The sequence below is a fragment of the Citrobacter sp. CK199 genome (assembly GCF_030333285.1).
Taxonomy (GTDB): domain Bacteria; phylum Pseudomonadota; class Gammaproteobacteria; order Enterobacterales; family Enterobacteriaceae; genus Citrobacter_B; species Citrobacter_B koseri.
This window is the reverse complement of sequence record NZ_JAOWGF010000025.1, coordinates 1-15,656: the sequence shown is the minus strand read 5'-3', so window position 1 is coordinate 15,656 and position 15,656 is coordinate 1. Positions and strand designations below refer to the sequence as shown.

At 52.2% G+C, this 15,656-nt stretch carries 12 protein-coding genes; 5 read left to right on the top strand and 7 right to left on the bottom strand.

The window, feature by feature from the left end:
* Positions 1-78 precede the first annotated feature (78 nt).
* The 4 genes from rpsA to serC form a co-directional block, all read right to left on the bottom strand.
* Positions 79-1,752: a 30S ribosomal protein S1 gene (rpsA, locus tag OGX75_RS08930; protein ID WP_012133016.1), complete on the bottom strand. Its 1,674-nt coding sequence runs from the start codon at positions 1,750-1,752 to the stop codon at positions 79-81.
* 113 nt (positions 1,753-1,865) lie between these two features.
* Positions 1,866-2,549: a (d)CMP kinase gene (gene cmk / locus OGX75_RS08925; protein WP_012133018.1), complete on the bottom strand. Its 684-nt coding sequence runs from the start codon at positions 2,547-2,549 to the stop codon at positions 1,866-1,868.
* Between the two features lie 181 nt (positions 2,550-2,730).
* Entirely contained in the window at positions 2,731-4,014 is a 1,284-nt protein-coding gene (gene aroA, locus OGX75_RS08920) for a 3-phosphoshikimate 1-carboxyvinyltransferase (RefSeq protein ID WP_199971425.1), read from the bottom strand.
* A 70-nt stretch (positions 4,015-4,084) separates the two neighbouring features.
* Complete coding sequence (gene serC / locus OGX75_RS08915) at positions 4,085-5,173, bottom strand: 3-phosphoserine/phosphohydroxythreonine transaminase (protein WP_012133020.1); 1,089 nt, start codon at positions 5,171-5,173, stop codon at positions 4,085-4,087.
* A 409-nt stretch (positions 5,174-5,582) separates the two neighbouring features.
* Between serC and ycaO the strand changes: the two genes are divergently transcribed.
* From ycaO to pflA, 4 genes are all read left to right on the top strand, one after another.
* Positions 5,583-7,343 carry a 30S ribosomal protein S12 methylthiotransferase accessory factor YcaO gene (gene ycaO, locus OGX75_RS08910; protein ID WP_024130477.1) on the top strand — a complete coding sequence of 587 codons (1,761 nt, stop codon included), beginning with the start codon at positions 5,583-5,585 and terminating at the stop codon, positions 7,341-7,343.
* Between the two features lie 405 nt (positions 7,344-7,748).
* Entirely contained in the window at positions 7,749-8,609 is an 861-nt protein-coding gene (focA, locus tag OGX75_RS08905; protein WP_024130478.1) for a formate transporter FocA, read from the top strand.
* Positions 8,610-8,660: 51 nt separating this feature from the next.
* On the top strand, positions 8,661-10,943 hold the full coding sequence (pflB, locus tag OGX75_RS08900; protein ID WP_012133023.1) for a formate C-acetyltransferase: 2,283 nt from the start codon (positions 8,661-8,663) through the stop codon (positions 10,941-10,943).
* Between the two features lie 191 nt (positions 10,944-11,134).
* Positions 11,135-11,875, top strand: coding sequence for a pyruvate formate lyase 1-activating protein (gene pflA / locus OGX75_RS08895; protein ID WP_024130479.1), 741 nt, complete (start codon positions 11,135-11,137; stop codon positions 11,873-11,875).
* Between the two features lie 78 nt (positions 11,876-11,953).
* Here the strand turns inward: pflA and OGX75_RS08890 are convergent, their stop codons facing one another.
* Entirely contained in the window at positions 11,954-13,102 is a 1,149-nt protein-coding gene (locus OGX75_RS08890; protein WP_012133025.1) for an MFS transporter, read from the bottom strand.
* A 313-nt stretch (positions 13,103-13,415) separates the two neighbouring features.
* Between OGX75_RS08890 and ycaC the strand changes: the two genes are divergently transcribed.
* Positions 13,416-14,042 carry an isochorismate family cysteine hydrolase YcaC gene (ycaC, locus tag OGX75_RS08885; protein WP_012133028.1) on the top strand — a complete coding sequence of 209 codons (627 nt, stop codon included), beginning with the start codon at positions 13,416-13,418 and terminating at the stop codon, positions 14,040-14,042.
* Positions 14,043-14,139: 97 nt separating this feature from the next.
* On the opposite strand, the gene OGX75_RS08880 is transcribed toward ycaC, so the two are convergent.
* A complete protein-coding gene (locus tag OGX75_RS08880; RefSeq protein ID WP_286451647.1) occupies positions 14,140-15,003 on the bottom strand; it encodes a dimethyl sulfoxide reductase anchor subunit family protein in 864 nt (287 codons plus the stop codon).
* 1 nt (position 15,004) lies between these two features.
* Positions 15,005-15,622 (bottom strand): dimethylsulfoxide reductase iron-sulfur subunit DmsB, encoded by a 618-nt coding sequence (dmsB, locus tag OGX75_RS08875; protein WP_012132456.1) that lies wholly within the window; start codon positions 15,620-15,622, stop codon positions 15,005-15,007.
* Positions 15,623-15,656 lie beyond the last annotated feature (34 nt).

Genomic DNA, 15,656 nt, shown 5'->3' with positions numbered 1-15,656 from the left:
TTGATTACAGGACGAATCTTGTAATCTGTCAAGTAAACTCATCAAACTTCGGGATAAAACACCCGAAGTTTCAGAGAATTACTCGCCTTTAGCTGCTTTGAAAGCTTCAGCCATTGCGTTGTTGGAGAAGTTTGCATCTTCCTGTTTGTTAACAGTTGCGATTGCATCTTTCTCGTCAGCTTCGTCTTTCGCACGAACAGACAGGCTGATTGCGCGGTTTTTACGATCAACGCCGGTGAATTTAGCTTCAACTTCGTCGCCAACGCTCAGAACCAGAGTCGCATCTTCAACGCGGTCACGGGATGCTTCAGAAGCACGCAGGTAACCTTCAACGCCGTCAGCCAGTTCTACGGTTGCGCCTTTAGCGTCAACAGCAGTGACTTTACCGGTTACGATAGCGCCTTTCTTGTTCAGAGCAACCCAGTTGTTGAACGGATCTTCTGCGAGCTGTTTAACGCCCAAGGAGATACGCTCACGCTCTGCGTCAACTTGCAGAACAACTGCTGCGATTTCGTCGCCTTTTTTGTATTCACGAACTGCTTCTTCGCCTGCAACGTTCCAGGAGATGTCAGACAGGTGAACCAGGCCGTCGATGCCGCCGTCCAGGCCGATGAAGATACCGAAGTCAGTGATAGACTTGATTTTACCTTCAACACGGTCGCCCTTGTTGTGGGTTTCCGCAAACTGCTGCCACGGGTTGGATTTGCACTGTTTCAGACCCAGGGAGATACGACGACGTTCTTCGTCGATATCCAGAACCATAACTTCCACTACATCGCCAACGTTAACAACTTTGGACGGGTGGATGTTTTTGTTGGTCCAATCCATTTCGGAAACGTGAACCAGGCCTTCAACGCCTTCTTCGATTTCAACGAAGCAGCCGTAGTCGGTCAGGTTGGTCACGCGACCAGTCAGTTTGGTACCTTCTGGATAACGCTTAGCGATAGCTACCCACGGATCTTCGCCCAGCTGTTTCAGGCCCAGAGATACACGAGTACGCTCGCGGTCGAACTTCAGCACTTTAACAGTGATTTCGTCGCCAACGTTTACGATTTCGCTCGGATGCTTAACGCGTTTCCATGCCATGTCGGTGATGTGCAGCAGGCCGTCAACGCCACCCAGATCAACGAATGCACCGTAGTCAGTGAGGTTCTTAACGATACCTTTAACTTCCATGCCTTCTTGCAGGTTTTCCAGCAGCTGATCGCGTTCTGCGCTGTTTTCGGATTCGATAACGGCACGACGGGAAACAACAACGTTGTTGCGCTTCTGATCCAGCTTGATGACTTTGAATTCAAGCTCTTTGCCTTCCAGGTGCAGCGTGTCGCGCACCGGACGAACGTCTACCAGGGAACCTGGCAGGAACGCACGAATACCGTTCAGCTCAACAGTGAAGCCGCCCTTAACTTTGCCGTTGATAACACCGGTAACAGTTTCAGCATCTTCGTAAGCTTTTTCCAGCGTGATCCAGGCTTCGTGACGTTTCGCTTTTTCACGGGACAGCAGGGTTTCGCCGAAGCCGTCTTCTACTGCATCCAGAGCAACGTCAACTTCGTCGCCAACCTGGATTTCCAGTTCGCCCTGGGCGTTTTTGAACTGCTCAGCCGGAATGGCGGATTCAGATTTCAGACCAGCGTCAACCAGTACGATATCTTTATCAATAGCAACAACAACGCCGCGAACGATGGAACCCGGGCGGGTTTCGATTTCTTTTAAGGACTCTTCAAAGAGTTGAGCAAAAGATTCAGTCATGTTTAATCTTCAGGTTTCATATTTAACGTCCACCTGGCTCCATGCCGGATGGGGTTGTTTCACATACCCACTGTCAATCCATTGCAGCGGGGGTACTACAAATTCGGTCGCACTTAAGCGAGTGCCAGTTTTTGGCGCGCGTATTGTAACGCTTTTTCAATCACTTGCTCAATGCTTAATCGGGTAGAATCCAGAACTAAAGCATCGGCAGCAGGAACCAGCGGCGCGACAGCGCGATTACGATCGCGGTCGTCACGTTCCTTTATCTCGGCCAAAAGGCGTTCAAAGTTAACACTAAAGCCCTTCTCCTGCAACTGTAGCATACGGCGGTGAGCGCGTTCTTCAGAAGACGCATCCAGGAAAATTTTTACTGGCGCATCAGGGAATACCACCGTTCCCATGTCGCGGCCATCGGCAATCAACCCTGGCGCATCGCGAAACGCACGCTGGCGGCGCAAAAGCGCTTCGCGCACGCGCGGGAACGCAGCGACCTGAGATGCCGCGTTCGCGACTTCTTGCGTGCGGATTTCCCCGCTCACATCTTCCCCTTCCAGAATGACTTCCAGATTGCCATTGGTTGAGACAAAACGAACATCCAGATGAGACGCAAGCGGTACAAGAGCGTCTTCAGAGGTGACATCAACATGATGATGTAAGGCCGCCAGCGCCAGTACACGATAAATCGCGCCCGAGTCCAGCAGATGCCATTGCAATGCTTCCGCCATTGCCTTGCACAAGGTGCCTTTGCCTGCACCGCTTGGGCCATCAATGGTAATTACCGGGGCAATTGCCGTCATCTTTTTCTCCTTAAACAGGCATACCGTTAACGTGAACGCCGCGCATTATACGCGCCAACGCTCACAATCGTTATCTTTGTATGCAAAAACCCATTTTGTCTGTCATCAGATGAGGAAGATTTGCGCAATTATAGCGGGCTGGCGAAGAGCCAGCCCAAAAGATGACAATGTTTTACTTTTATCAGGCAGGCGTACTAATACGCGCCAGTTGCTCGAAGTAATCCGGGAAGGTTTTAGCGGTACATTTCGGATCGAGAATCGTCACCGGCGTATCCGACAACGCGACCAGCGAGAAACACATCGCCATACGGTGATCGTTATAGGTGCCGATTTCGGCGAACTGCAACTGAGCCGGTGGCGTGATACGAATGAAATCATGCCCCTCTTCCACTTCAGCGCCGACTTTACGCAGTTCCGTCGCCATCGCAAACAGGCGGTCAGTCTCTTTCACACGCCAGTTATAGATATTACGCAGCGTGGTGGTGCCTTTAGCAAACAACGCCGCCGTGGCGATGGTCATCGCCGCATCCGGGATATGGTTCATGTCCATATCCACAGCGTTCAGTTCACCGCGCGTACAGGCAATGAAGTCATCGCCCCAGGTGATGGTGGCGCCCATCTTCTCCAGTACGTCGGCAAAGCGGATATCGCCCTGCATACTGTTGCGGCCAATCCCCGTCACTTTTACCGTTCCGCCTTTAATGGCGCCAGCGGCAAGGAAATAAGAAGCGGATGACGCGTCGCCTTCCACCAGATATTGACCCGGTGAACGATACTGCTGCTCCCCTTTCACCACAAAACGCTGGTAATTATGGTTCTCAACCTCAACGCCGAATGTTTTCATCAGGTTCAGCGTGATGTCGATATACGGTTTGGACACCAGATCGCCTTTAATTGCGATCGTCGTATCCTGCGGCGCAAGCGGCGCGGTCATCAGCAGCGCGGTGAGGAACTGACTGGAGACGCTGCCATCAACCTCAACGTGACCGCCGCTAAAACCGCCGCGCAGACGCAGAGGCGGATAGTTTTCCTGCTCCAGATAATCAATCTTCGCACCGCCCTGACGCAGCGCATCGACCAGATGACCGATCGGGCGCTCTTTCATGCGAGGCTCACCGGTCAGCACGATATCATTTGCCCCCAGGCACAGCGCGGCGGCAAGCGGACGCATCGCCGTTCCCGCATTGCCCAAGAACAGTTCCAGCGCGCCTTCGGCATGTAATACGCCGCCCTGCCCGGTAATTTCACAGCGGGTACGGTCGGCGGAAAGGGTATAACTGACCCCCAACGCACTCAGCGCGTTCAGCATATGGCGAACATCATCGCTGTCCAGCAGGTTTGTCAGAACAGTGGTGCCGCTTGCTAATGCCGCCAGTAACAAAGCGCGATTCGAAACACTCTTGGAGCCAGGCAGATTGATGGTGCCATCGACCCGCGCGATGGGTTGTAACGTCAGGGATTCCATGAAACTCAACTCTCAAAAACAGAAATAAAAACCCCACAGGCTGGCTGTGGGGATGAAAAAAGAAAACGAATTAGCCGTGGCGACGCTCGAAATCGACCATGAAATCCGTCAACGCCTTCACGCCTTCAAGCGGCATTGCGTTATAGATAGAGGCGCGCATTCCGCCCACCACGCGATGACCTTTCAGCGCATGCAGACCCGCAGCGAAAGACTCCTCCAGGAAGACTTTATCAAGCGCGCTGTCCGCTAGCTGGAAAGGCACGTTCATACGTGAACGATTCGATTTCGCCACATCGTTACGGTAGAAATCACTGTTATCAATCACGCCATACAGCAGTTCCGCTTTTTGCTGATTGATTTTGTTCATCGCCGCAACGCCACCCTGCGCTTTCAGCCATTTGAACACCAGACCAGAAAGATACCAGGCAAAGGTCGGCGGGGTATTGAACATCGAGTCGTTGTCGTTCAGCACGGTGTAATCAAGGATAGACGGGCAAGCGATGTTCGCTTTACCTAACAGATCTTCACGCACGATCACAATTGTCAGCCCCGCCGGGCCGATGTTTTTCTGCGCCCCGGCGTAGATCACGCCATAACGCGACACATCCAGCGGCGCGGAAAGAATTGTGGATGAGAAATCCGCAGCCACAACGACATCCGAACCAAAATTCGGCGTTTCATCAATTGCGATACCGTCGATAGTCTCGTTCGGACAATAATGAACGTAAGCGGCGTTATCAGAAAGCTGCCACTCGCTCATCGGTTTGACCGCACGCAGACCGTCAACCGTGACTTTGGCGTCAATCACGTTTGGCGAACAGTATTTTTTCGCTTCTTTGATGGCGCTGGCCGCCCAGTAACCGGCATCAACGTAATCCGCCGACGTTTTATCGCCCAGAATATTTAACGGAATTGCCGCAAACTGCCCACGGCCGCCGCCGTGGCAGAACAATACTTTGTAGTTGGAGGGGATGCTGAGGAGATCGCGAAAATCCTGTTCCGCTTCCTCTGCGACCTGGATAAATTCTTTGCCGCGGTGGCTAATTTCCATTACTGACGTGCCAAGACCGTGCCAGTCACGCAGATCCTGTTGAGCCAGTTTAAGCACTTCCGCCGGTAGCATTGCCGGACCTGAACTAAAATTGAAGACCTGAGCCATTTCCCCTCACCACGTTGCGTTATTATCGCCTCAACACCCGAACGTCTGCGCAAGGCAGGACGACGGATATTGGGTATAAGTTATTCCTGTGGATATCGGTTTTATCATTCAGTGACACGCGCCGCAATGGGTAAAACTCATCAGGCCAAAAATGCGCGCTACGTCACACAACAGAATCTATCGGATTGACGACATAAAACCGATAGATTCGCTGTCAGGTAGCCCGTTTTACCCGGCTGGCCTTCGACCATTCTGGATTTGCGCCTCGCGGGCGTCATTGACGATCCCCGGCATTCACAGGAACGACGCTACTACGCACTTTTATTTACGCTGCCGGGGCGGCGGCGATAGCGCCGTCAACATAAAACCCGTATCATTGCGCGCTTTCCGTACGACAAAAGTGATTTTCATGACGCAAACATTTATCCCCGGCAAAGACGCCGCCCTGGAAGATTCCATCGCTCGCTTCCAGCAAAAACTGCTCGACCTCGGTTTTCATATTGAAGAGGCCTCCTGGCTGAATCCGGTGCCTAACGTCTGGTCGGTGCATATTCGCGACAAAGAGTGCGCGTTGTGCTTTACCAACGGCAAAGGCGCAACCAAAAAAGCCGCGCTGGCTTCCGCGCTGGGTGAATATTTTGAGCGTCTGTCCACCAACTATTTCTTCGCCGATTTCTGGCTGGGTGAAACCATCGCCAATGGCCCGTTCGTGCATTATCCGAATGAAAAATGGTTCCCGCTAACCGATGACGACGCCCTGCCGGAAGGGTTACTGGATGACCGTCTGCGCGCGTTCTACGACCCGGAAAACGAGCTGGCCGGAAGCATGCTTATCGATCTGCAATCCGGTAACGAAGATCGCGGTATCTGCGGCCTGCCGTTTACCCGCCAGTCTGATAATCACACCGTGTATATTCCGATGAACATTATCGGCAACCTGTACGTTTCCAACGGGATGTCGGCCGGTAACACCCGCAACGAAGCGCGCGTGCAGGGTTTGTCTGAAGTGTTCGAACGTCATGTTAAAAACCGCATCATCGCCGAAAGCATTAGCCTGCCGGAAATTCCAGCCGATGTGCTGGCACGCTACCCGGCAGTGGTAGAGGCCATCGCTAAGCTGGAGGCAGAAGGTTTCCCAATCTTCGCTTATGACGGCTCGCTGGGCGGTCAGTATCCGGTTATCTGCGTCGTCCTGTTCAACCCGGCCAACGGCACCTGCTTCGCCTCCTTCGGCGCGCATCCTGATTTCGGCGTTGCGCTGGAGCGCACCGTCACCGAGCTGTTGCAGGGCCGTGGACTGAAAGATCTTGATGTCTTTACCCCGCCAACGTTCGACGACGAAGAAGTGGCTGAACACACCAACCTTGAGACGCACTTCATTGACTCCAGCGGTTTGATCTCCTGGGATCTGTTCAAGCAGGATGCCGACTACCCGTTTGCTGACTGGAGTTTCTCCGGCACTACGGAAGAAGAGTTCGCCACGCTGATGGCAATCTTCAATGCGGAAGATAAAGAGGTCTATATTGCCGACTATGAGCACCTCGGCGTTTATGCCTGCCGCATTATTGTGCCGGGCATGTCTGATATTTATCCGGCAGAAGATCTGTGGCTCGCCAACAACAGCATGGGCAGCCATCTGCGCGAAACCCTCCTTGCCCTGCCGGGCAGCGCATGGGAGAAAGAGGCTTACCTCAATCTGATTGAACAATTAGATGAAGAAGGCTTTGATGACTTTACCCGCGTGCGCGAGTTACTTGGCCTGGCGACAGGCCCGGATAATGGCTGGTATACCCTGCGCATCGGTGAGCTTAAAGCCATGCTGGCGCTGGCTGGCGGCGATCTGGAGCAGGCGCTGATCTGGACAGAGTGGACGATGGAATTCAACGCCTCCATCTTTAGCGCTGAACGTGCGAACTACTACCGCTGTCTGCAAACGCTGCTGCTTCTGGCGCAGGAAGAAGACCGCGAACCGCTGCAATACCTGAATGCTTTCGTTCGGATGTATGGCGCCGAAGCTGTTGAAGCGGCCAGCGCGGCACTGAGCGGCGAAGCGGCATTTTATGGGCTGCAAGCGGTTGATAGCGATCTGCATGCTTTCGCATCACATCAGTCTCTGCTGAAAGCCTATGAGAAATTGCAGCGCGCAAAGGCCGCTCACTGGTCAAAATAGAAGCGAATAACCTACTGTAGGTAGGTTTAAACAATCGACTGAGCTATATTACGGGGCGCTTTATGCGCCCTGTTTTTTTATTTTTTTGGCAAACGAAAATAAATGTAATAACAAGGTTAAATATTGGTAGTTGATATTACAGATATTAATGTGCTGGTGTTACTTTATTTGCCAATTACTCCATTTTAATTAACTGCCATCGGGGAGGCTCAGCGAAAAAATTCAACTCACTTTATAATTTTTAAAATTTATTTTTATTTGGATAATCAAATATTTACACCGCAATCGCGTAAAAACCACGCATCTTGCGGGCCTATAAGCCAGGCGAGATATGATCTATATCAAATTCTCATCTATAATGCTTTGTTAGTATCTCGTCGCCGACTTAATAAAGAGAGAGTTAGTGTGAAAGCTGACAACCCTTTTGATCTATTACTCCCTGCTGCAATGGCCAAAGTGGCCGAAGAGGCAGGTGTCTATAAAGCAACGAAACATCCGCTGAAGACTTTCTATCTGGCGATTACCGCGGGTGTGTTCATTTCCATTGCCTTTGTTTTCTATATCACCGCCACAACCGGTACAGGCACAATGCCTTTTGGTATGGCGAAACTGGTTGGAGGCATCTGCTTCTCGCTGGGGCTGATTCTCTGTGTTATCTGCGGCGCAGATCTTTTCACATCAACAGTGCTGATTGTTGTCGCGAAAGCGAGCGGCCGAATCACATGGGGCCAACTGGCAAAAAACTGGCTCAACGTTTATTTTGGTAACCTGATCGGTTGTCTGCTCTTTGTGTTGTTGATGTGGCTTTCCGGCGAGTATATGACCGCCAACGGCGGATGGGGGCTTAATGTCCTGCAAACCGCCGACCACAAGATGCATCATACTTTTATTGAAGCTGTCTGCTTGGGTATCCTGGCTAACCTGATGGTTTGCCTGGCCGTGTGGATGAGCTACTCGGGTCGTAGCCTGATGGACAAAGCGTTTATCATGGTATTGCCCGTCGCCATGTTTGTTGCCAGCGGTTTTGAGCACAGCATCGCAAACATGTTTATGATTCCGATGGGGATTGTAATCCGTGACTTCGCCACACCGGAATTCTGGGCCGCAGTGGGCTCCAGTCCGGAAAGTTTTTCTCACCTGACCGTGATGAATTTCATCACCGATAACCTGATTCCGGTCACAATCGGTAACATTATCGGCGGCGGTTTATTGGTCGGGTTGACATACTGGGTCATTTACCTGCGTGGCGACGATCATCATTGCTGATGAGCGTTATACGCAGTAAATAAAAAATCCACTTAAGAAGGTAGGTGTTACATGTCCGAGCTTAATGAAAAGTTAGCCACAGCCTGGGAAGGTTTTACCAAAGGTGACTGGCAGAATGAAGTAAACGTCCGTGACTTCATTCAGAAAAACTACACTCCGTACGAGGGTGATGAGTCCTTCCTGGCTGGCGCGACGAATGCGACCACTGCACTGTGGGACAGCGTAATGGAAGGCGTTAAACAGGAAAACCGCACTCACGCGCCTGTTGACTTTGACACCTCCGTTGCTTCTACCATCACTTCTCACGACGCTGGCTACATCAATAAAGCGCTTGAGAAAATCGTTGGTCTGCAAACTGAAGCTCCGCTGAAACGTGCGATCATCCCGTTCGGTGGTATCAAAATGGTTGAAGGTTCCTGCAAAGCGTACAATCGCGAGCTGGACCCGATGCTGAAAAAAATCTTCACCGAATACCGCAAAACCCACAACCAGGGCGTATTCGATGTTTATACCAAAGACATTCTGAACTGCCGTAAATCCGGTGTTCTGACTGGTCTGCCGGATGCGTATGGCCGTGGCCGTATCATCGGTGACTACCGTCGCGTTGCGCTGTACGGTATCGACTTCCTGATGAAAGACAAATACGCCCAGTTCGTCTCTTTGCAGTCTGACCTGGAAAACGGCGTAAACCTGGAAGCGACTATCCGTCTGCGTGAAGAAATTGCTGAACAGCACCGCGCGCTGGGTCAGATCAAAGAGATGGCGGCTAAATACGGCTGCGATATCTCTGGTCCGGCTACCAATGCTCAGGAAGCTATCCAGTGGACCTACTTCGGCTACCTGGCCGCTGTTAAGTCTCAGAACGGCGCAGCAATGTCCTTCGGTCGCGTATCCACCTTCCTGGATGCGTACATCGAACGTGATATCAAAGCAGGCAAAATCACCGAACAAGACGCACAGGAAATGATTGACCACCTGGTCATGAAACTGCGTATGGTTCGCTTCCTGCGTACGCCGGAATACGATGAACTGTTCTCTGGCGACCCGATTTGGGCAACTGAATCTATCGGCGGTATGGGCGTTGACGGCCGTACTCTGGTTACCAAAAACAGCTTCCGCTTCCTGAACACCCTGTACACCATGGGTCCGTCTCCTGAGCCGAACATCACTGTTCTGTGGTCTGAAAAACTGCCGCTGAACTTCAAGAAATTCGCCGCTAAAGTGTCCATCGACACCTCTTCTCTGCAATACGAGAACGATGACCTGATGCGTCCAGACTTCAACAACGATGACTACGCTATCGCTTGCTGCGTAAGCCCGATGGTTGTTGGTAAACAAATGCAGTTCTTCGGTGCGCGTGCAAACCTGGCGAAAACCATGCTGTACGCAATCAACGGCGGCGTTGATGAAAAACTGAAAATGCAGGTTGGTCCTAAATCTGAACCGATCAAAGGCGACGTTCTGAACTTCGACGAAGTGATGGACCGCATGGATCACTTCATGGACTGGCTGGCTAAACAGTATGTCACCGCGCTGAACGTGATCCACTACATGCACGACAAGTACAGCTACGAAGCCTCTCTGATGGCGTTGCACGACCGTGACGTTATCCGCACCATGGCGTGTGGTATCGCAGGTCTGTCCGTTGCTGCTGACTCCCTGTCTGCAATCAAATATGCGAAAGTTAAACCGATTCGTGACGAAGACGGCCTGGCTGTAGACTTCGAAATCGAAGGCGAATACCCGCAGTTTGGTAACAACGACTCTCGCGTTGATGACATGGCAGTTGACCTGGTAGAACGTTTCATGAAGAAAATTCAGAAACTGACCACTTACCGTGGCGCTATCCCGACTCAGTCTGTTCTGACCATCACTTCTAACGTTGTGTATGGTAAGAAAACCGGTAACACCCCAGACGGTCGTCGTGCTGGCGCGCCGTTCGGACCGGGTGCTAACCCAATGCACGGCCGTGACCAGAAAGGTGCTGTTGCCTCTCTGACCTCCGTTGCAAAACTGCCGTTTGCTTACGCTAAAGATGGTATCTCTTACACCTTCTCTATCGTTCCGAACGCACTGGGTAAAGACGACGAAGTACGTAAAACCAACCTGGCGGGTCTGATGGATGGTTACTTCCACCACGAAGCGTCCATCGAAGGTGGTCAGCACCTGAACGTGAACGTGATGAACCGTGAAATGCTGCTGGACGCGATGGAACACCCGGAAAAATATCCGCAGCTGACCATCCGTGTATCAGGTTACGCAGTACGTTTTAACTCCCTGACTAAAGAACAACAGCAGGACGTTATTACTCGTACCTTCACTCAGACCATGTAATTGGGTTTTGACTGAAATCGTACTGTAAAAAGCGTACAATAAAGGCTCCACGTAAGTGGGGCCTTTTTAACAACTAAGTCTCTTTCGCCAGCTATCTATACTCAATGGATGACTGCCAAAACAGACTCGACACAGTTAATAACTGTGCACTAACACGGCCCCGGATGGGCCACATCTGGAGAAACACCGCAATGTCAGTTATTGGTCGCATTCACTCCTTTGAATCCTGTGGCACCGTTGACGGCCCGGGCATCCGCTTTATTACGTTCTTCCAGGGCTGTCTGATGCGCTGCCTGTATTGCCATAACCGCGACACCTGGGATACGCATGGCGGCAAAGAAGTTACCGTTGAAGATCTGATGAAAGAGGTCGTCACCTACCGCCACTTTATGAACGCATCCGGCGGCGGCGTAACGGCTTCCGGCGGCGAAGCGATCTTACAGGCAGAGTTTGTTCGCGACTGGTTCCGCGCCTGTAAGAAAGAAAGCATCCATACCTGTCTTGATACCAACGGCTTTGTTCGCCGCTACGATCCGGTCATCGATGAACTGCTGGAAGTCACCGACCTGGTGATGCTTGACCTGAAGCAGATGAATGACGAGATTCATCAGAATCTGGTTGGCGTATCCAACCATCGCACGCTGGAGTTCGCCAAATACATCTCCGCAAAGGGCATTAAGACCTGGATTCGCTACGTTGTGGTGCCGGGCTGGTCTGACGATGACGACTCAGCACACCGTCTGGGCGAATTCACCCGCGATATGGGCAACGTTGAAAAAATCGAACTGCTGCCCTATCACGAGTTAGGCAAACACAAATGGGTCGCAATGGGCGAAGAATACAAGCTTGATGGCGTTAAACCGCCGAAGAAAGAAACCATGGAGCGCGTAAAAGGTATTCTTGAGCAGTACGGTCATAAAGTGATGTACTGAGTTATTTTGTCGGTATCGCCGGATGGCGACGCGAAAGCGTCTTATCCGGCCTACAGACTTCATACCTGATCACATAAATTAAACGTGCGCCACAGGGGTCGGTGTATGTCCTGCGTTGCGCAGCAGCATAAGCAAATAAACAAACGAGACGCTGGCAATCATAATAAACAACAGATTATCAGAGTAATTCTGCATCAGCATCGCGGTAAATGACGGCCCCAGCAGGCTGCCTACGGTATAGCTGAGCAGCAACGCCTGGTTCATCGCCACAAGCTGATGACGTTCTACCTTTTCACAAGCCCAGGCCATCGCGACGGGATAGAGCGTAAAGCCTGCCGCCCCCAGAATGAATAAGGCGGGCGCCATTGCAGCCTGAGTCAGCATGGCAATACTGCCGAGGATCACCACAAAGACCTGTACACGCAGCACCAGAAGACGACCAAACTTATCGGCCAGACGACCAATCGGCCATTGGCCTAAAATACCGGCGCTCACCAGCACGGCCATCCAGAAACCGATGCTCGCATTGCTAATCCCCTGATGATTAAGGTACAGCGGCATCAGGCCATACAGCGATCCCAGTACAATCCCGGAAATAATGCACCCATTTACACCTAACCGCGCCTGACGCAGTCTCAGCATTGACGTAATCGGCGTCGTATCGTGTTCTTCCGACTGCTGGTTCAGGATACGGGTAAAGAGCAGCGGCAAAATGCCCGCCAGAATCATGCCGGTTACCCACGGCAGAACGCTCATTAATTCTGTCGGAACTTTACTGACCAACAGTTGCCCCAAAAACGTTCCCACGTAATAGACCATCATGTACGCAGCCAGTAACCGCCCACGATTACGGGATGTTCCGCTGCACATCAAAGCGCTTTCCACCACGACCCAAATCATGGCGCAGCCCACGCCGGCAACAAAGCGCCAGGCCAGCCAGCTCCAGAAACCAATCATCATGCCCAGCCCTACGCAACCCGCCGCAAAAATAAGCGAGGCAATATAGTAACTGCGGTTAAAGCCCAGGCGCTTGATTAAATACCCGGTAAGCAACGTCCCAACCAGATTCCCGGTAAAGTAGGACGAACTGACCATACCGACCTGCCAGGTTGCCAGGCTTTCCTGGGCAAGCCACAAGGGGACGAGCGTGTTTAATACTGCGATCGCCAGGGTCAACAAAAGCAGGCCGCACAGCAAAAGCATGACGGGCCGGGTATAGATGGACATGGATAAAAACCGTGAGGAAGTTCAAATTTCATGCGCATCATGCCACCAACAGAAACATTGTCAATCTACCCGAATCGCGGCATTACGCGCTTTCCCGCCCTTCGATTTGAAATACTGATTCATGGCATGAAAGAGCAGCATCCGATAAACATCATGTTATTGTTTTAATTGACCTAAAACAAAACTGCCGCGTTTCGTTCAGTCGAAAAATTTCATGGTTCCTGCAACATCATTTTTCCGGTCTATGCTTTTGGGGAAGACAACACACCGGAATGGCTTTTGATGTAACGCTAACTCTCATCAGGAGAAGATAATGACTAAGCCTTACGTTCGTCTCGATAAAAATGATGCCGCGGTTCTTTTAGTTGATCACCAGGCGGGGCTGCTGTCTCTTGTACGAGACATCGATCCTGACAAATTCAAAAATAACGTTCTCGCACTTGGCGATTTAGCCAAATACTTCAACCTCCCCACCATCCTTACCACCAGTTTCGAAACGGGGCCAAACGGGCCGCTGGTGCCGGAATTGAAAGCACAGTTCCCCGATGCCCCCTACATTGCACGCCCCGGAAACATCAACGCGTGGGACAATGAAGATTTCGTGAAAGCCGTTAAGGCGACAGGTAAGAAGCAGCTCATCATTGCGGGGGTTGTCACGGAAGTGTGCGTGGCCTTCCCCGCCCTCTCTGCGATTGAAGAAGGGTTCGATGTGTTTGTCGTGACCGATGCGTCAGGCACCTTTAATGAAATTACCCGTCACTCCGCCTGGGATCGCATGTCGCAGGCTGGCGCGCAATTAATGACATGGTTTGGCGTGGCGTGCGAGTTACACCGCGACTGGCGTAATGATATCGAAGGTCTGGCAACGCTGTTCTCTAATCACATTCCTGATTATCGCAATCTGATGACCAGCTACGACACGTTAACTAAGCAGAAGTAAAAGACCAAGGACATATTGCCTGATGGCGCTTCGCTTATCAGACCTACACGATCCGTAGGTCTGATAAGGCGCGAGCCGCCATCCGGCATATTATGGATTAACTCGCCACCGCCATTCCCACGGTCATATGGAGCCCGTAGAATATGCCGCGACCAATCAGTTCCCCCACCAGCAGCAGGATAAACGCCACCGACAGCAGCGGAACCGCAGGTTGATAACCTTTCAACTGCGGCACAATCCAGCAGCACAGCGCCACGACCAGCACCACAATACGCCAGGCCATCAGCGAACCATAATCCGGTACGAGCGCAGAAGCCTGCTGGATGGAGCTATGAATTGTCGCCAGCTCCGCTCCCTGCATCACTGACATAATGGCGCTGACCACCAGTGCGAGAACAGAAATTACGGGCAGCAGACGCATCGCCCAGCCATCGACGCCCGCAATACGCAGCAGCAGATAACCCAGCAGCGGCCCCCCCATAAACAGCGTCAGGAAGAAGCCCAGCGGCGTCCAGATGCTGTACCAGGTCGGTACGGTATCAATGCTGTTATACACGCGCACCATCATCCAGACAAAGATAACGCCCAGCACGATCGTCACAACCAGCCAGAGATTACGCAGCGCCGGAGAGAGCTTTTTCAGCACCGCCAGTAACCAGCCGATCCCGCCGACGGCAAAAAAGAGCGAGCCGCTGGCAATTTCATTACTCAATGCCGACGAGCCCACGCGGTTCAGCGAATTGAAGGCGCGCATTGGCGACCCCAGATGCAGCATAGACGCGATGAAGCCAATTCCCATTAGCACCCACAGAGCAAACATGCCGGTCAGCACACGCTGTTGAGATTCGGTACGCAACTCGCCTTTCATCAGTGCCAGAGCCAGAACGATAAAACCGCCGACCACGCACTGGCCAAAAACCGTGAAGATCATCAGCGGCCATTCATGCCATCCACTTCCCATCTTACACCTCCTTCGGATTTGCCAGATAACCCGTGGTATCCCCGGTCGGGCGGCTGTTGGCGTTGGGTTTAATCACAATGTTCGGTCTGGTGAAGTGCGCGCCCGGCAGCGGCGCAACGGCCGCCAGCGTGCCATGTTTCTTCCGCAGCTCTTCTATCGGGCCAAAGTCCAGCGCGCGCAGCGGGCAGGACTCGACGCAGATCGGCTTTTTGCCGTCGGCAACGCGGTCATGACAGCCGTCGCATTTGGTCATGTGGCCTTTGGCGGCGTTGTACTGCGGCGCACCGTACGGGCAGGCCATATGGCAGTAGCGACAGCCGATGCAGACATCCTCATCCACCACCACAAAACCGTCCTCGCGTTTGTGCATCGCGCCGCTCGGACACACTTTCGTGCAGGCCGGGTCTTCGCAGTGGTTGCAGGAGATGGAAAGATAGTAGGCAAAGACATTCTGGTGCCAGACGCCGTTATCCTCCTGCCAGTCGCCGCCCGCATATTCATAGATGCGGCGGAAGCTGACGTCCGGGGTTAAATCTTTGTAGTCTTTGCAGGCCAGTTCGCAGGTTTTGCAACCGGTGCAACGACTGGAGTCAATAAAAAATCCATATTGGGTTGTCATCGGTTACTCCTTATACCTTCTCAACCTGAACGAG